At 68.2% G+C, this 17060-nt stretch carries 15 protein-coding genes; all 15 read right to left on the reverse strand.

Features of this window, described 5'->3' with window-relative positions; all coding sequences use genetic code 11:
* Positions 1-1554 (reverse strand): NADH-quinone oxidoreductase subunit NuoN, encoded by a 1554-nt coding sequence (gene nuoN, locus ABT340_RS13000; RefSeq protein WP_352010909.1) that lies wholly within the window; start codon positions 1552-1554, stop codon positions 1-3.
* Complete coding sequence (locus ABT340_RS13005) at positions 1551-3098, reverse strand: NADH-quinone oxidoreductase subunit M (protein WP_352010910.1); 1548 nt, start codon at positions 3096-3098, stop codon at positions 1551-1553. Before ABT340_RS13005 ends, nuoN begins: the two co-directional genes overlap by 4 nt.
* Positions 3098-4939 (reverse strand): NADH-quinone oxidoreductase subunit L, encoded by a 1842-nt coding sequence (nuoL, locus tag ABT340_RS13010; protein WP_352011278.1) that lies wholly within the window; start codon positions 4937-4939, stop codon positions 3098-3100. The genes ABT340_RS13005 and nuoL overlap by 1 nt, the downstream gene beginning before the upstream one ends.
* 70 nt (positions 4940-5009) lie before the next feature.
* The gene (gene nuoK / locus ABT340_RS13015) at positions 5010-5306 is read right to left on the reverse strand and encodes an NADH-quinone oxidoreductase subunit NuoK (RefSeq protein WP_352010911.1); all 297 of its coding nucleotides are present in this window, start codon (positions 5304-5306) and stop codon (positions 5010-5012) included.
* Positions 5303-6229: an NADH-quinone oxidoreductase subunit J gene (locus tag ABT340_RS13020; protein WP_352010912.1), complete on the reverse strand. Its 927-nt coding sequence runs from the start codon at positions 6227-6229 to the stop codon at positions 5303-5305. The genes nuoK and ABT340_RS13020 overlap by 4 nt, the downstream gene beginning before the upstream one ends.
* Entirely contained in the window at positions 6222-6737 is a 516-nt protein-coding gene (gene nuoI / locus ABT340_RS13025; protein WP_271216307.1) for an NADH-quinone oxidoreductase subunit NuoI, read from the reverse strand. Before nuoI ends, ABT340_RS13020 begins: the two co-directional genes overlap by 8 nt.
* Positions 6724-8076 (reverse strand): NADH-quinone oxidoreductase subunit NuoH, encoded by a 1353-nt coding sequence (gene nuoH / locus ABT340_RS13030; RefSeq protein WP_352010913.1) that lies wholly within the window; start codon positions 8074-8076, stop codon positions 6724-6726. The genes nuoI and nuoH overlap by 14 nt, the downstream gene beginning before the upstream one ends.
* A gap of 7 nt (positions 8077-8083) precedes the next feature.
* A complete protein-coding gene (locus tag ABT340_RS13035; protein ID WP_352010914.1) occupies positions 8084-10552 on the reverse strand; it encodes an NADH-quinone oxidoreductase subunit G in 2469 nt (822 codons plus the stop codon).
* A 64-nt stretch (positions 10553-10616) separates the two neighbouring features.
* A complete protein-coding gene (nuoF, locus tag ABT340_RS13040) occupies positions 10617-11903 on the reverse strand; it encodes an NADH-quinone oxidoreductase subunit NuoF (protein WP_352010915.1) in 1287 nt (428 codons plus the stop codon).
* Positions 11900-12601, reverse strand: a complete 702-nt coding sequence (nuoE, locus tag ABT340_RS13045; protein ID WP_352010916.1) for an NADH-quinone oxidoreductase subunit NuoE — start codon at positions 12599-12601, stop codon at positions 11900-11902. Before nuoE ends, nuoF begins: the two co-directional genes overlap by 4 nt.
* Positions 12598-13911, reverse strand: a complete 1314-nt coding sequence (locus ABT340_RS13050; RefSeq protein ID WP_386195092.1) for an NADH-quinone oxidoreductase subunit D — start codon at positions 13909-13911, stop codon at positions 12598-12600. Before ABT340_RS13050 ends, nuoE begins: the two co-directional genes overlap by 4 nt.
* 17 nt (positions 13912-13928) lie before the next feature.
* Positions 13929-14606, reverse strand: a complete 678-nt coding sequence (locus tag ABT340_RS13055) for an NADH-quinone oxidoreductase subunit C (RefSeq protein ID WP_352010917.1) — start codon at positions 14604-14606, stop codon at positions 13929-13931.
* A gap of 53 nt (positions 14607-14659) precedes the next feature.
* Positions 14660-15211 (reverse strand): NuoB/complex I 20 kDa subunit family protein, encoded by a 552-nt coding sequence (locus tag ABT340_RS13060; RefSeq protein ID WP_352010918.1) that lies wholly within the window; start codon positions 15209-15211, stop codon positions 14660-14662.
* A gap of 2 nt (positions 15212-15213) precedes the next feature.
* Positions 15214-15573 carry an NADH-quinone oxidoreductase subunit A gene (locus ABT340_RS13065; RefSeq protein ID WP_352010919.1) on the reverse strand — a complete coding sequence of 120 codons (360 nt, stop codon included), beginning with the start codon at positions 15571-15573 and terminating at the stop codon, positions 15214-15216.
* 134 nt (positions 15574-15707) lie between these two features.
* Positions 15708-16985 (reverse strand): geranylgeranyl reductase family protein, encoded by a 1278-nt coding sequence (locus ABT340_RS13070; protein WP_352010920.1) that lies wholly within the window; start codon positions 16983-16985, stop codon positions 15708-15710.
* Positions 16986-17060 lie beyond the last annotated feature (75 nt).

Consider the following 17060-nt stretch of genomic DNA (forward strand, 5'->3'; position numbering starts at 1 on the left):
CTAACGAATGAACAACGCGGACGCAGCCTGGTCCGCCAGAGTCAGCACCGGCTGCGGGAAGACCCCCAGCACTACGGTAGCCGCTGCCGCCAGAGCGACCACAGCCGAGGTGCCGACGCTGGGCGTCGCGATGCTCGGGCCGTCCGCCGCGGGCTCGTTGAAGAACATCAGCACGATCACGCGGACGTAGAAGAACGCCGCGATCGCCGAGCTCACCACACCCACGATGACCAGCGGCAGCACCCCGCCGCCGACCGCCGCGGTGAACACCGCGTACTTCCCGAAGAAACCGCTCGTCAGCGGGATGCCCGCGAAGGCCAGCAGGAAGAAGGCGAAGATGCCCGCCAGCATCGGGGACCGCTTGCCCAGACCCGCCCACCGGGACAGGTGCCCGGCCTCGCCGCCCGCGTCGCGGACCATGGTGACGACCGCGAAGGCGCCGACCGTGGTGAAGCCGTAGGCCGCCATGTAGAACAGGACCGCCGACAGCGCCTGGGAGTTCTGCTCCGCGGCGCCGGTGGCGATCACGCCGGTGAGCATGAAGCCCGCGTGCGCGATGGAGGAGTAGGCGAGCATGCGCTTGATGTCGGTCTGGGTGATCGCCAGGATCGCACCGACGATCATCGTCAGGATCGCCACGCCCCACATGACCGGGCGCCAGTCCCAGTCGAGGTTGCCCAGCGCCACCCAGAAGACGCGCAGCAGCGCGCCGAAGGCGGCGACCAGCACGGTCGAGGCCATCAGCGCGGTGACCGCGGTCGGCGCGCCCTGGTAGACGTCGGGCTTCCACGCCTGGAACGGCACGGCGCCGATCTTGAACAGCAGGCCGACGCCGAGCAGCGCGATGCCGACGAGCAGCAGGGTCTGCTGACCGGAGACGCTGCCGAGCGACTCGCTGATGGCCCTCAGGTCGACCGACCCGGCGTAGCCGTACACCAGGGCCGTGCCGTAGAGGAAGAAGGCCGAGGAGAAGGCGCCGAGCAGGAAGTACTTGACCGAGGCCTCCTGCGAGAGCAGGCGGCGACGGCGGGCCAGGCCGCACAGCAGGTACAGCGGCAGGGACATGACCTCAAGGCCGACGAACATGGCCAGCAGGTCGTTGGCCGCGGGGAAGAGCAGCATGCCGCCGACCGCGAACAGCAGCAGCGGGTAGACCTCAGTCTGGGCGAATCCGCTGCGGACCGCCTCCTCCTCGTCCACGCTGCCCGGTACGGCCGCCGCCTGCGCGACGAACTGGTCGTCGTCGTTGATCAGCAGCGCGCTGACGAAGGCCAGGATGAGGATGATGCCCCAGATGAACAGCGCGGGACCGTCGACCGCGACCGCGCCCATGGCGGCGGCCCGCTCCGGCAGGCCGTTGAGGGCCGTCAGGATGGTCGTGACGAACGCGCCGACCAGCGCCAGCAGCGTGAGCGGCATCTGGATCGACTTGCGCAGGTAGCGAGGCGCGAACGCCTCGACCAGCACACCGACGAGCGCCGCGCCGAACACGATCAGCATCGGGGACAGCAGCGCGTACTCGATCGTCGGGCTGGTGATGGTGGTGCCGTTCACTGCCCGGCCCCCTTCTTCTCAGCGACGGCCGGAGTGATGTGGACGTTGGAGATGTGGACGTTGGACAGCGTGTGGTCCACCGCCGGGTTGATCATGTCGAGCGCCGGCTTGGGGAAGAACCCAAGAGCGATGATCATGACGATCAGCGGGCCGACCACCCACCGTTCCCTGGCGTCGAGGTCGGGCAGGCCCTTGACCTTCTCCGCCGTCGGGCCGTTCATCGTGCGCTGGTACATCCACAGGATGTAGATCGAGGCCAGGATCACACCGGTGGTCGCGATGACCGTCGGGACGACGTAGCGCTCGTAGCTGCCGAGCAGGACCATGAACTCGCTGACGAAGGTCGACAGACCCGGCAGCGAAAGGCCGGAGAGCCCGGCGATCAGGAAGGTGCCCGCCAGCACGGGGGCGACCTTCTGCACGCCTCCGTAGTCGGCGATCTGGCTGGAACCGCGGCGGTAGATCAGGAACCCGGTGATCAGGAACAGCGCACCGGTCGAGAAGCCGTGGTTGACCATGTAGAGCGTGGCGCCGGCGCCCGCGTTCGTGGTCATCGCGAACACGCCGAGGGCGATGAAGCCGAAGTGCGAGATCGAGGTGTAGGCGATCAGGCGCTTCATGTCGGTCTGGCCGATGGCCACGATCGCGCCGTAGATGATGCCGATCACCGAGAGCGCGATCACCAGCGGCGTGAAGAACTTGGCCGCGTCGGGGAACAGCTCAAGGCAGAAGCGGAGCATGCCGTAGGTGCCGACCTTGTCCAGCACACCGACCAGCAGTACGGCCGCGCCGGCCGGGGCCTGCGCGGCGGCGTCGGGCAGCCAGGTGTGGAAGGGCCACAGCGGCGCCTTGACCGCGAAGGCGATGAAGAAGCCGAGGAAGAGCCACTTCTGCGTGGTCGGGTCCTGGATGACCCCGACCAACTCGGGGAACATGAAGGTGCCCTTCTCGGCGATCACGTAGAGCGCGATCACCGCGACCAGCATCAGCAGGCCGCCGAAGAGCGAGTAGAGCAGGAACTTCACGGCCGCGTAGGACCGCTGGGCGCCGCCGTACGACCCGATCATGAAGTACATCGGGATCAGCATGGCTTCGAAGAAGACGTAGAAGAGGAAGACGTCGGTCGCCGCGAAGACGCCGATCATCATCGCTTCCAGCACCAGCAGCAGCGCGAAGTAGGTCTTCACGGACCGCTTGGGCGGGGCCGCGGCCCCGGTGCCGTCCGCGTCGTGCCAGGAGGCCAGGATCACGATCGGCACCAGGATGACCGACAGCGCGATCAGCACCAGGGCGATGCCGTCGACGCCGACGCCGTAGTGCACGCCGAAGGCCGGGATCCAGTTGTAGACCTCGGCGAACTGGAAGCGGGTCTCCTTCGCGGCGCCCAGGGCCGGGTCGAACCTGAACGCCATCACGGCGGTCAGGACCAACACGACCAGCGAGACCACGAGGGCCACCTGCTTGGCGAGCTTGTCACTCTTGACAAGGGAGACACCCACCGCGCCCACAACGGGCACGGCTATCAGGGTCGAGAGCCAGGGCATCACATGTTCCCTACGTAGAGCAGCGCGCCAACGACCACGGCGGCACCGAAGAGGATGGACAGCGCGTACGACCGTACGTAGCCGGTCTGCACGCGGCGCAGCCGCCCGGAGGTGCCGCCGATCGCCGCGGCCAGCCCGTTGACCAGGCCGTCGATGCCTCGGTTGTCGAAGAACACCGCGAGCCGGGTCAGCCACTGGCCGGGGCGCATGAGCAGCGCCTCGTTGAGTGCGTCGCCGTACAGGTCACGGCGGGCGAAGGTGGTGAGGAACGAGCCGCGCGGGGCGACCCGGGGCACCTCGGCGGCGCCGTACCTGAACCAGGCGAAGGCGGCGCCGACGGCGACCAGCGCGAGCGTGGCCAGGCCGGGGACGCTGAAGGGGTGGAAGCTGGGCAGCTCCTCCGGCAGGCCGACGGCCGGGCCGAGGAAGAGCATGAACCGGTTGCCCAGGACCAGGAAACCACCCAGGAAGATCGATCCGATCGACAGGATGATCAGCGGAACCGTCATGACGGCGGGCGACTCGTGCGGGTGGGCGTCCTCCTCCCAGCGCCGCTTGCCGAAGAAGGTCATGAAGACCATCCGCGACATGTAGAAGCCGGTGATGCCCGCGCCGACGACGGCGAGCCAGCCGAGGATCTGGTTGTGCTCCATGGCGGTCTCGATGATGCCGTCCTTGGTGAAGTAACCGGACAGCAGCGGGAAACCGATGATCGCCAGGTAGCCGATCATGAAGGTGATCGCGGTGATCTTCATCACCGAGAACAGCCCACCGTACTTGCGCATGTTGACCTCGTCGTTCATGCCGTGCATGACCGAACCGGCGCCGAGGAACATGTTGGCCTTGAAGAAGCCGTGGGTGATCAGGTGCGCGATGGCGAAGGTGTAGCCGACCGGGCCGAGGCCCGCGCCGAGCATCATGTAGCCGATCTGCGACATCGTCGAGCCGGCCAGGCCCTTCTTGATGTCGTCCTTGGCGCAACCGATGATCGCACCGGCGAGCAGCGTGGCCACACCGACGATCGTCACGACGAGCTGCGCGGTCGGGGCGGCCTCGAAGAACGCGCCGGAGCGGACGACGAGGTAGACACCGGCGGTGACCATGGTCGCGGCGTGGATGAGGGCCGAGACCGGGGTCGGGCCCTCCATCGCGTCCAGCAGCCAGGACTGCAGCGGCAGCTGGGCGGACTTGCCGCACGCGCCCAGGAGCAGCAGCAGGCCGATGGCGGTGAGCGTGCCCTCCGAGGCGCCGCCCGCCGCGCCGAAGGCCTCCTTGAAGGTGACCGAGCCGAACGTGGTCCAGATCGTGAAGATCGCGATCAGGAGGCCGAAGTCACCGACCCGGTTGACGATGAAGGCCTTCTTCGCCGCCACCGCGGCCGAGGGCTTGAACTGCCAGAAGCCGATCAGCAGGTAGGACGCCAGACCGACGCCCTCCCAGCCGATGAACAGCCCGACGTAGTTGTCGGAGAGCACCAGCAGCAGCATGGCCGCGACGAACAGGTTCAGGTAGGAGAAGAACCTGCGACGGTCGGGGTCGTGCGACATGTAGCCGATCGAGTAGATGTGGATCAGCGAACCCACACCGGTGATCAGCAGGGCGAAGCTGATCGACAGCGGATCGATCAGCAGGCCCATGTTCGCGACGCCGGGGATGAACTGGTAGAGCTCGACCGCCATCCGGCGCTTGTCCTCCGGCTGACCGAGCAGCTCGACGAAGGACAGCACCGCGACGACGAACGCGGCCAGCGACATGGCGACGCCGAGCAGGTGCCCCCAGCGGTCGGTACGGCGGCCGCCGAGCAACAGGATCGCGGCGCCGATCAGCGGCAGCGCGATCATCAGCCAGGAGACCCCGACCACCCCACCGGAGTGCGGGACGATCTCAGCGAGAGATTGCACCTGCCACCTCTTAGTACTTCAGCAGGTTCGCGTCGTCGACCGACGCGGACCTGCGGGTTCGGAAGATCATCACGATGATGGCCAGACCGATCACGACCTCTGCCGCGGCCACGACCATCACGAAGAACGCGATGATCTGGCCGTCCAGGTTGCCGTGCTGTCTGGCGAAGGTGACGAACGCGAGGTTGCAGGCGTTGAGCATGAGCTCAATGCACATGAACACCACGATCGCGTTGCGTCGTGTCAGGACACCGATGCCGCCGATCGCGAACAGCAGTGCGGAGAGCACCAGATAGTGGGTGGTCACTTGCCGTCCTCCTGGTGGGCTTCCCGTACGGCCTCGCCCGTCGCGGTCTCGTCCGCGACGGTTTCGTCCTCGGTGCCGGCCTGGGAGGAGTCCTGAGCGACGTTGTCCTCGACGACGGCCCGCGCGTCCGCGTGGGAGTCGTCCGGGGTCACGTCCTGCTCCGCCAGCCGCTCCTCGACGAGGATCTGCTTGACGATCGCCGCCCGCCGGGGGTCGGTCGGCGTGACGCCGTCCTCCTCCTCGTGCCTGGCGAGCACCCGGTTGATCGACTTGGTCGCGATCGTGCCGTCGGGCAGCAGGGCGGGCATGTCGATGGCGTTGTGCAGGGCGTAGGTGCCGGGGCCGGGCAGCGGCGAGGGCTGCGGACCGCTGAAGCGGGCGCGGGCCAGGTCACGCTGGGTGGCCTTGGGCCGTACGCGCTCGCGGTGGGCCAGGACCATCGCGCCGAGCGCCGCCGTGATCAGCAGCGCCGAGGTGACCTCGAAGGCGAAGACGTACCTGGTGAAGATCAGCTGGGCCAGGCTGGGCACGTTGCCGCCCGCCTGCTTGACCGCGTTCTCCAGGCCCTTGGCCGGGCCGATCAGCGTGTTGCCGACCGCGAGCGCGAGCAGGGCCGCGAAGCCCAGGCCCGCGACGGCCGCCCAGAACCGCTGTCCCTTGATCGTCTCGACCAGTGAGTCCGCCGAGTCCACGCCGACGAGCATCAGCACGAACAGGAAGAGCATCATGACCGCGCCGGTGTAGACGATGATCTGCACCGCGGCCAGGAAGGGCGCGTCCTGGACGGCGTAGAGAACCGCCAGGGAGAGCATGACCATGCCCAGCATCAGGGCCGAGTAGACCGCCTTGCGGCTGAAGACGAGGCCGAGGGCCGCGCCGACGGAGACCACCGCCAGCACCCAGAACGTGATGGTCTCACCCATTGTTTCGTCCCAGCCGGTAGTAGTCCTCTTCGGTCTCGCCGAGACGCATGGCGTGGGGCGGGGCCTCCATGCCGGGACCGAGCGGCGCCAGCAGCATCTCCTTGGTGTAGATGAGGCTCTCGCGGCTCGAATCGGCGAGCTCGTACTCGTTGGTCATGGTCAGCGCCCGGGTCGGGCAGGCCTCGATGCACAGGCCGCACAGGATGCACCGCAGATAGTTGATCTGGTAGGTGCGCCCGTAGCGCTCGCCCGGCGAGAAGCGCTGCTCGTCGGTGTTGTCCGCTCCCTCGACGAAGATCGCGTCGGCCGGACAGGCCCAGGCGCACAGCTCGCACCCGACGCACTTCTCCAGGCCGTCGGGCCAGCGGTTGAGCTGGTGACGGCCGTGGAAACGCGGAGCCGTCGGCCGCTTCTCCTCGGGGTAGTTGACCGTTTCGACCTTCTTGAACATCGTGTGGAAGGTCACGCCGAACCCCTTGACGGAGTTCAGCCAATCAGTTGCTCCCACTGGGAACCTCCTTGCGCGCTACCCCGTGGTAGTGCGGCAGGTCGAGCGGCGGCACTGGGAAGCCACCCGCGGCCGGTTCTGCGTCGAGCTGCGCGAACTCCGCCTCGACCTGGGCCGCCTTGGCGTCTCTGCGCTTCTGCAGCACGTTGTCGAAGCGCCACCACAGCGCGAAGCACCCGACCAGCACGAGGCCGGCCAGGATCAGGATCAGCTGCCTGTTGACGCCCGGGATCTGGAAGGCCTTCATGGTCGCCACCAGGAGGATCCAGCCGAGGTTGACCGGGATGAGGACCTTCCATCCGAGGGCCATCAGCTGGTCGTAGCGGACTCGCGGCAGCGAGGCGCGGCACCAGATGAAGAACGAGAAGACGAGCACCATCTTGAGGAAGAACCACAGCAGCGGCCACCAGCCGGTGTTGGCCCCCTCCCACATGGAGATCGGGAACGGCGCCCGCCACCCGCCCATGAACAGGGTGATCGACACCGCGGAGACCACGAAGACGTTGACGTACTCGGCGAGCATGATGACCGCGAACTTCAGCGAGTTGGAGTACTCGGTCTGGAAGCCGCCGACCAGCTCGCCCTCACCCTCGGGCAGGTCGAAGGGGACCCGGTTGGTCTCACCCAGCATCGTGATGACGTAGATGAGGAAGGAGGGGATGAGCAGGACCATGTACCACGAGGGCAGCTGCAGGGTCAGCCCGCCGAGCGTGACCTCCCTGCCTCCGGCCTGCGAGGCGACGATCTCGGAGGTGGACAGCGTCCCGGCGTACAGGAAGACGCCGACGAACGACAGGCCCATCGCGATCTCGTAGGAGACCACCTGGGCGCTGGCCCGCAGGCCACCCAGGATCGTGTACGGCGAGCGCGAGCCCCAACCGGCCAGGACGATGCCGTAGACGCCGATGGAGGCCATCGCCAGCACCAGCAGCACCGCGACCGGCAGGTCGGTGAGCTGCAGCGGGGTCTTGACGCCGAACATCGAGACGATCGGCCCCATCGGGATGACCGAGAAGGCGAGGAAGGCCGGGACCGCCAGGACGACCGGGGCGATGAAGTAGATCACCTTGTCCACGGTCCTGGGCATGAGGTCTTCCTTGAGACCCATCTTCAGACCGTCGGCGACCGACTGCAGAAGGCCGAACTTACCGGCCCTGTTGGGGCCGTAGCGGTTCTGCATACGGGAGATGAGCTTGCGCTCGAACCACACGCCGAACAGCACGCCCAGCATCAGGACGACGAAGATGACGACGGCCTTGATGATGCTGATCCAGAGCGGGTCGTGGCCGAAGTCCGCAAGGGACGGATCGCCCGCAACCGCGAGCAAGTGCGTATTCATTGGTCGCTCACCGCTCCTCATTCACTTCGCGGACGGCGCCCGAGACCTGGGCGGCGGTCGCGGCGCCGAGCCTGACGACGTCACCGGCCGTGGCGCGCAGGTCGCGGGTCACCGAACGGCCCGCGGAGTTCGCGGGCAGCCACACGACCCGGTCGGGCAGGTCGGCGACCAGGACCGGCAGGCTCACCGCGCCGCCTTCGGCGGTGACGGTGATCTCACCGCCGTCCGTGAGACCCGCCTCGGCCGCGGTCGCGGCGGAGACCAGTGCGACGGTCGCGCGCTCGGTGCCCGCGAGGTACGGCTCGCCGTCCTGCAGGCGGCCGTCGTCGAGCAGCCGGTGCCAGGTGGCCAGGATCGCCTCGCCCTCCTTCGGGGCGGCGGCCCGGGAGGCCCCCACGTTCGGCGCCTCGGCCCTCGGGCCGCGCCAGGCGCCGATCGCGGCAAGCTCACGGCGGGCGGCGGCGGGGTCGGGCAGGCCGAGGTGGACGTCCATCTGGTCGGCGATCGAGGAGACGACCCGCAGGTCGCTCATGACGCCGGGGACCGGGACGGCCGCCTCGAACGTACGGCCGCGCCCCTCCCAGTTGACGAACGTGCCAGCCTTCTCGCTCACCGAGGCGACCGGCAGCACGACGTCGGCGCGGTCGGTGACCGCGCTGGGGCGCTGTTCGAGGCTCACGATGAACGGGGTGTTCTCCAGGGCCGCCAGGGCGGCCTCCGGGTCGGCCAGGTCGTAGGGGTCGACACCGGCCACCACGAGGGCGCCCAGCTCGCCGCCGAGCGCCGCCGTCAGGATGGCGGAGGTGTCACGGCCGGGGGTCGAGGGCAGCGAGGAGACGTTCCACGCCCTGGCCACCTCGGTGCGGGCGTTCTCGTCGTCGATCGGCCTGCCGATGGGCAGCAGGTTCGGCAGCGCGCCCGCCTCGACGGCGCCGCGCTCCCCCGCCCGCCTCGGGACCCAGGCGAGCCTGGCGCCGCTGGTGTCGGCGAGCCGTACCAGGGCCGAGAGCGCGCCCGGCACGGTGGCCAGCCGCTCACCGGCGAGGATGATCGCGCCTGCCCGCCTGATCTCCTCGGAGATCGGCGAGACGCCGGAGACGAGGTCCTCGACGGCCGCGGTCTCCGCGCCCGGCAGGGTGCGCACGAGCGTGCCGCCCATCTTGGCCAGGCCCTCGGAGGCGAACGGCGCTACCGAGAAGACCTTCAGGCCCTTCTTGCGCCACGCCTTGCGCAGACGCAGGAAGACGATCGGCGACTCCTCCTCGGGCTCGAAGCCCACCAGGAGCACGACCGGGGCGCTCTCCAGGTCGCGGTAGCGGATCTCGATGCCCTTGCCCGCGACCGCGTGCGCCAGGAAGCGCTCCTCCTCGGCGGAGTGCGGCCTGGCGCGGAAGTCGACGTCGTTGCTGCCGAGCGCGATCCTGGCGAACTTGGCGTAGCCGTACGCCTCCTCGACGGTGACCCGGCCACCGACCAGGACGCCCGCCCTGCCCCGCGCCGCGGCCAGGCCGCGGGCCGCGACGGCCAGCGCCTCGGGCCAGGAGGCCGGGACCAGGTGACCCTTCTCGTCACGGACGAGGGGGGTCTTGAGCCGGTTGGGCTGGGTCGCGTAGGTGAAGGCCCAGCGACCCTTGTCGCAGTTCCACTCCTCGTTGACCTCGGGGTCGTCCCCGGCCAGGCGGCGGGTGACCTTGCCGCGGCGGTGGTCGGTGCGCAGCGAGCAGCCGCTCGCGCAGTGCTCGCACGCGCTGGGCGTGGACACCAGGTCGAACGGCCGGGCCCGGAAGCGGTAGGCGGCGCCGGTGAGCGCGCCGACCGGGCAGATCTGCACCGTGTTGCCGGAGAAGTAGGACTCGAACGGCTCGCCGTCGGCGGTCCTGACCTGCTCCTTGGCCCCGCGCTCGAAGAACTCGATGAGCGGGTCACCGGCGATCTCGTCGGAGAAGCGGATGCAGCGCGCGCACTGCACGCAGCGCTCGCGGTCCAGCAGCACCTCGGTGGACAGCGCGATGGGCTTGGGGAAGGTCCGCTTGCTCTCCTGGAAGCGGCTCTCGCCCTGGCCGTTGGACATGGCCTGGTTCTGCAGGGGGCACTCGCCGCCCTTGTCGCAGACCGGGCAGTCCAGCGGGTGGTTCAGCAGCAGCAGCTCCATCACGCCGCGCTGCGCCTTCTCGGCGACGGGCGAGGTGAGCTGCGTCTGCACGACCATGCCGGGGGCGACCTCGATGGCACAGGACGGCTGCGGCTTCGGGAAGCCCCTGCCGTTGCCCGCATCGGGGATGTCGACCAGACACTGGCGGCAGTTGGCCGCCGGGTCCAGCAGCGGGTGGTCGCAGAACCTGGGGATCTGGATGCCGAGCAGCTCGGCCGCCCGGATGATCAGCGTGCCCTTCGGGACGCTCACCTGGAAACCGTCGATGGTGAGGGTTACCAGTTCTACCGGCGTCTGCGCCGGGGTGGTCGCTTCGACGGTCATGGCGCCTCCTCCGTCGGCCTCATGACCGAAACGGTGCTGTGCTTGCCGGTTGCGTGCCGTCCGCTCACTTGTTCCCCCAGAGCCTTGAGGGGGCGTGGTCGAACGGGCAGCCACCGATCTCGAAGTGCTTGAGGTACTCGTCCCTGAAGTGCTTGACCGACGAGTGGATGGGGCTGGTCGCGCCGTCGCCCAGGGCGCAGAAGGAGCGTCCCAGGATGTTGTCCGCGATGTCGGTGATCGTGGACAGGTCCTCCTCGGTGCCCTGTCCCTTCTCCAACCGCTTGAGCACCTGCTTGAGCCAGTAGGTGCCCTCCCGGCAGGGGGTGCACTTACCGCAGGACTCGTGCGCGTAGAACTCGGTCCAACGCAGTACGGCCCGCACCACGCAGGTCGTCTCGTCGAAGATCTGCAGGGCCCGGGTGCCGAGCATGGACCCCTTGGCCCCGACCGACTCGAAGTCGAGCGGGACGTCCAGGTGCTCGTCGGTGAAGATCGGCGTGCTCGATCCGCCGGGGGTCCAGAACTTCAGCCGGTGCCCAGCCCGGATTCCGCCCGCCATGTCGAGCAGCTCGCGCAGTGTGATGCCCAGCGGCGCCTCGTACTGGCCGGGCCGGGTGACGTGGCCGCTCAGCGAGAAGATGCCGAAGCCCTGGGACTTCTCCGTGCCCATCCCCGCGAACCAGTCGGCCCCGTTCGCGATGATCGAGGGAACACTCGCGATCGACTCCACGTTGTTCACGACGGTTGGCGAGGCGTACAGGCCCGCCACGGCCGGGAAGGGGGGCTTGAGCCGAGGTTGGCCGCGATGTCCCTCAAGCGAGTCGAGCAGTGCCGTCTCCTCGCCGCAGATGTAGGCGCCCGCGCCGCTGTGGACCACCAGCTCCAGGTCGAACCCGGTGCCGAAGAGGTCCTTGCCGAGCAGGCCCTTGGCGTAGGCCTCGGCGACCGCCGCCTGCAGGCGGCGGATGACGTGCAGCACCTCGCCGCGCACGTAGATGAAGGCGTGGTTGGCACGGATGGCGTAGGAGGCGATGATGACGCCCTCGACCAGCGCGTGCGGGTTGGCCATCATCAGCGGGATGTCCTTGCAGGTTCCCGGCTCGGACTCGTCGGCGTTGACCACGAGATAGTGCGGCTTGCCGTCGCCCTGGGGGATGAACCCCCACTTCATGCCGGTGGGGAAGCCCGCACCGCCACGGCCGCGGAGACCGGAGTCCTTGACGGCCTGGATGACGGCGTCCGGGTCCATGCCCAGCGCCTTCCTGGCCGCCGCGTAGTCGCCGTAGCCGTCCAGGGTGAAGGAGTCCGGCCGGTCCCAGTTGGCCGTCAGGACCGGAGTGAGAGTCGTCATGATGGCTCAGGTGCCTTCCATCCGTTGGCCTTGGCGACCTTCAGGCCCTCCAGGGAGGCGCCCGCCGCGGAGGGGCCGTCACCGGCCTGGCCGTCGGGCAGGCCCGCCAGCACGCGCGAGGCCTCCTTGAAGGTGCACAGCTTCTTCGGACCCCGGGTGGGCGAGACGTCCTTGCCCGCCTTGAGGTCCTCGACGAGCTGCTTGGCCGACTCGGGCGTCTGGTTGTCGAAGAACTCCCAGTTCACCATCATCACCGGGGCGAAGTCGCAGGCGGCGTTGCACTCAAGCCGCTCCAGCGAGATCTTCCCGTCCGGGGTCACCTCGTCGTGACCGACCCCGGCGTGCTCGGACAGCTCGTCCCAGATCTGGTCGCCGCCCATGACGGCGCACAGCGTGTTGATGCACACCCCGACGTGGTAGTCGCCCATCGGCTTGCGCTTGTACATCGTGTAGAAGGTGGAGACACCGACCACCTCGGCCTTGCTCAGGCCCAGCATCTCGGCGCAGAACTCGTGTCCGGCGTCGGAGACGTAGCCGTCCACCGACTGCACCAGGTGCAGCAGCGGGAGCAGGGCCGACCTCGGCCGGGGGTACCGGCCGATGATCTCCTTGGCGTCGCGCTCAAGGCGCTCACGGACCTCTGGTGCGTACCCTGTGCCCACGGTCGCGCCCCCCTCCTCGTTCCTCTCCTCGTTCATCGGTCGACCCCTCCCATGACCGGGTCGATCGAGGCCACGGCCGAGATGACGTCGGCGACCATGCCACCCTCGCAGGTCGGGGGCACCGCCTGCAGGTTCGTGAAGGACGGGTCGCGGAAGTGCACGCGGTAGGGCCTGGTGCCGCCGTCGCTGACCACGTGGGCGCCGAGTTCGCCGCGGGGCGACTCGACCGAGGCGAAGGCCTGCCCGGCCGGGACCCGGAAGCCCTCGGTGACCAGCTTGAAGTGGTGGATCAGCGCCTCCATCGAACCGCTCATGATGTGCGCGATGTGGTCGGGCGAGTTGCCCAGGCCGTCGGGGCCGAGCGCGAGCTGCGCGGGCCAGCCGATCTTCTTGTCGTCCACCATGACCCGGTCGCCCTTGAGCGGGCCGGAGAGCCGGTCGAGAGCCTGCTCAATGATCTTGAGCGACTCCTCCATCTCGGCCATCCTGACGAGATAGCGGCCGTAGACGTCGGCGGTCTTCTCGGTCGGGACGTTGAACTCGTAGGTCTCGTAACCGCAGTAGGGCTGCGACTTGCGCAGGTCCCACGGCAGGCCCGCGGCCCGCAGCATCGGCCCGGTGACACCCAGCGCCATGCAGCCGGTGAGGTCGAGGTAGGCGATGTCCTTGGTCCTGGCCAGGTAGACCGGGTTGGCGTCGAGCATCTTGCGCATGTCCTTGATGCGCTGCGGCATGATCTTGAGCAGCTCACCGACCTTGTCGACCGCGCCTGCGGGCAGGTCGACCGAGACGCCGCCGGGCCGTACGTAGGCCATGTTCATCCGCAGGCCGGTGATGTACTCCATCACGTCGAGCACCATCTCGCGCTCGCGGGACCCGAAGAGGAACGGCGTGGTCGCGCCGAGCTCCATGCCGAAGGTGCCGATGGCCACCATGTGCGAGGAGATGCGGGTCAGCTCCATCATCATCACGCGGATGGCCTGCGCCCGCTCAGGGACGCGGTCGGTGATGCCGAGCAGCTTCTCGACGCCCAGGCAGTAGGCCGTCTCGTTGAAGATCGGCGCGAGGTAGTCCATGCGGGTCACGAACGTGGTCCCCTGGGTCCACGTCCGGAACTCCATGTTCTTCTCGATGCCCGTGTGCAGGTAGCCGATGACCGTGCGGGCCTCGGTGACCGTCTCGCCGTCCAGGTTCAGCACCAGACGCAGCACGCCGTGCGTCGAGGGGTGCTGCGGACCCATGTTGACGACGAGCTGCTCGTCCTGCTGTCCGGTGAGGGTCTCGACCAGTTCCGTCCAGTCGTTGCCCGAGACGGTGTAGACCTTGCCCTCGGTGGCGTCCGTGATCTCTTCGAACGGAGCACTCACGAGTACGACCTCCTCTGGTCGGGCGCGGGGATTTCGGCGCCGCGGTACTCGACCGGGATACCGCCGAGCGGGTAGTCCTTGCGCTGGGGGTGCCCGTCCCAGTCGTCCGGCATCATGATGCGGGTCAGCGCCGGGTGGCCGTCGAAGACGATCCCGAAGAAGTCCCAGGTCTCCCGCTCGTGCCAGTCGTGCGTCGGGTAGACAGAGACCGTGGAGGGAATGTGCGGGTCGGCGTCGGGGCACGCGATCTCAAGGCGCAGGCGCCTGTTGTGGGTGATCGAGCACAGGTGGATCACCGCGTGCAGTTCCTCCCCCTCAAGGTGGGGGTAGTGCACGCCGGAGACGCCGAGCGACAGCTCGAAACGCAGCGCGGGGTCGTCGCGCAGGGTCCTGGCGACCTCGACCAGACGCTCACGCCTGACGTGGAAGGTCAGCTCGCCGCGGTCGACGACGACACGCTCGACCGCGTCGGCCAGCTCGGGGCCCAGGGCGCGCTCAAGCTCGTCGGCGACGGTGTCGAAGTAGCCGCCGTAGGGGCGGGGGGTCGACAGCTCGGGCTTGCGCCGTACGACCAGGCGGCCGTAGCCGGAGGTGTCACCGGTCCCCTTGGCACCGAACATGCCCGTGCGGGCGATCGGCTCCTCCGGGACCCCGGGGAGGTTGTCACTGCTCATGTCGGTCCCTCACCGCTCCTCGTCCGTCGCGCGGGGCCGGTCGTCGCGGCACCTCATTTGGCGGTCCCCTGATCGATCAGGGGCAGCGCCCGCAGCGCCTGCAGTTCGAGCTCGTCGATCTGCTTGGCACGGTGCGCGCCGAACTTCATGTTCTGGATCTTGTCGTGCAGCTTCACGATCGCGTCGATGAGCATCTCGGGCCGCGGCGGGCAGCCGGGCAGGTAGATGTCGACGGGGACGACGTGGTCCACGCCCTGCACGATGGCGTAGTTGTTGAACATGCCGCCGCTGGAGGCGCACACGCCCATCGCGATGACCCACTTGGGCTCGGCCATCTGGTCGTAGATCTGGCGCAGCACCGGCGCCATCTTCTGCGAGAGCCTACCCGCGACGATCATCAGGTCGGCCTGGCGCGGAGACGCCGAGGCGCGCTCCATGCCGAAGCGCGCCAGGTCGTGCTTGGGACCACCGGTCGACATCAGCTCGATGGCGCAGCAGGCCAGACCGAAGGTCGCCGGCCAGACGGAGTTCTTCCGCGCCCAGCCCGCGACCTGTTCGACCGTGCTGAGCATGAACCCGCTCGGAAGTTTCTCTTCAAGACCCATGTCTAGTCCCAGTCCAAACCCTTGCGGCGCCACACGTAGGTGTAGGCCACGAGCACGGTGACGATGAACAGCACCATCTCGACCAGTCCGAAAACCCCGAGCTGGTCGAACGCGACCGCCCACGGGTAGAGGAAGATGATCTCGATGTCGAACACGATGAACAGCATCGCGGTGATCATGTACTTCAGCGGGAAGCGACCGCCGCCGACCGGCTGGGGCGTCGGCTCGATCCCGCATTCGTAGGCGTCAAGTTTCGCGCGGTTCCAGCGCCTGGGACCGGTGAAGGGCGCGATCGTCACCGAGAAGATCGCGAATCCCGCCGCGAGAACGGCGAGCACCAGGATGGGTGCGTACAACTCCATCGCTACGCCTCCTCTCCCATCTCCACGCGCGCCGGCGCGCAGCTCATCAGGTCGTTTCCTTGTTCAGGCCGTTGTGCAAGTCTAGGCAGGGCGATCATCGCTCTTGCCTTCCACGTTCCGTACGTTTGCTGAGGTCATGCCGACGGCGCGACCTTCGACAGAGCGTTGATGATGCGGTCTGACGCATCGCCTCGTCGGTCGGTGAGGTTACCAAGGAGTTTGAGCGCGAAGCGCATCAGTCCGGGATGTGGCAGCGCGTGCCTGGCGGCGAAGTCCATCACCCCGCGGTGCCCGATGAGCTCGACGAAACCCCTGCCCAGGGTGAAGTAGCCACCGTAGGCGTCCTTCAGCGTCTGCGGGTAGGCCCGCAGCACACGCTCACGCTGCGCCGGAGTCGTACGGCCGAGCGCCTGGACGATGGTCTCGGCCGCCACCTGACCGCTCTCCATCGCGTAGGCGATGCCCTCGCCGTTGAACGGGTTGATCATCCCGCCCGCGTCCCCGACCAGCACCAGACCCCTGGTGTAGTGCGGCTGACGGTTGAACGCCATCGGCAGCGCCGCCCCCCTGATGGGGGAGGTCATGTTCTCCTGGCTGAAGCCCCACTCCTCGGGCATGCCCTTGACCCAGCGCTTGAGCAGGTCGCGGTAGTCCATGCCCTTGAAGGACTCGGTGGTGTTCAGCAACCCGAGACCGACGTTGGAGGTGCCATCGCCGACGCCGAAGACCCAGCCGTAGCCGGGCAGCAGCGTCTCGCCGTCCCACAGCTCAAGCCAGATCTCAAGGTAGTCGTCGTCGTGACGGGGGCTGGTGAAGTAGGTCCGCACGGCCACGCCCATCGGGCGGTCCTCGCGCTTGTGCAACCCCATCGCCAGCGAGATGCGGGTGGAGTTGCCGTCGGCGGCGACCACGAGGCGGGACCGGTAGGTGACCTCCTCGCCGTCCTTCTTGGCGACCACGCCCACGATGTGGCCGCTGCGGTCGTCGAGGATCGGGCCGGTGACGTTGACGCCCTGCAGCAGGCGGACCCCTCCGCGCACCGCGTTGGAGGCGAGGATCTCGTCGAAGTCCTGGCGGGTGCGGACAAGCCCGAAGTCCGGATAGCTGGCCAGTTCGGGCCAGTCGAGCTCGAAACGTCTGCCGCCGCCGACCACGCGCAGGCCCTTGTTCCTGACCCAACCGGGGGCGTCGATGTCAATGCCCATCGCGATGAGCTGCTTGACCGCTCTGGGCGTCAGCCCGTCACCGCAGACCTTCTCGCGGGGGAAAGTGGTTTTCTCAAGCAACAGGACGTCAAGCCCGGCCTGTGCGAGATGGAAAGCGGTTGTCGAACCGGCGGGCCCGGCGCCGACGACGATGACGTCGGCGTCAGCCTCAGCGACATTCCGCTGTACGGCGGCTGGCACGGTCACGGGACCTGTCCTGTCCTACACGCTTTGAGGGCCTCGGGGTGGGGCCTTTCGTTCCTTTGTGAAGACCTTCACAAA

The organism is Streptosporangium sp. NPDC000239 (assembly GCF_040300765.1).
Taxonomy (GTDB): domain Bacteria; phylum Actinomycetota; class Actinomycetes; order Streptosporangiales; family Streptosporangiaceae; genus Streptosporangium.

Excerpts from the sequence above, each read along its gene's own strand:
- ABT340_RS13005 (WP_352010910.1), bottom strand. The coding sequence starts at position 3,098 with ATGCCCTGGCTCTCGACCCTGATAGCCGTGCCCGTTGTGGGCGCGGTG.
- nuoL (WP_352011278.1), bottom strand. The coding sequence starts at position 4,939 with ATGATCGCGCTGCCGCTGATCGGCGCCGCGATCCTGTTGCTCGGCGGC.
- ABT340_RS13020 (WP_352010912.1), bottom strand. The coding sequence starts at position 6,229 with ATGGGTGAGACCATCACGTTCTGGGTGCTGGCGGTGGTCTCCGTCGGC.
- nuoH (WP_352010913.1), bottom strand. The coding sequence starts at position 8,076 with ATGAATACGCACTTGCTCGCGGTTGCGGGCGATCCGTCCCTTGCGGAC.
- ABT340_RS13035 (WP_352010914.1), bottom strand. The coding sequence starts at position 10,552 with ATGACCGTCGAAGCGACCACCCCGGCGCAGACGCCGGTAGAACTGGTA.
- nuoF (WP_352010915.1), bottom strand. The coding sequence starts at position 11,903 with ATGACGACTCTCACTCCGGTCCTGACGGCCAACTGGGACCGGCCGGAC.
- nuoE (WP_352010916.1), bottom strand. The coding sequence starts at position 12,601 with ATGAACGAGGAGAGGAACGAGGAGGGGGGCGCGACCGTGGGCACAGGG.
- ABT340_RS13055 (WP_352010917.1), bottom strand. The coding sequence starts at position 14,606 with ATGAGCAGTGACAACCTCCCCGGGGTCCCGGAGGAGCCGATCGCCCGC.
- ABT340_RS13060 (WP_352010918.1), bottom strand. The coding sequence starts at position 15,211 with ATGGGTCTTGAAGAGAAACTTCCGAGCGGGTTCATGCTCAGCACGGTC.
- ABT340_RS13065 (WP_352010919.1), bottom strand. The coding sequence starts at position 15,573 with ATGGAGTTGTACGCACCCATCCTGGTGCTCGCCGTTCTCGCGGCGGGA.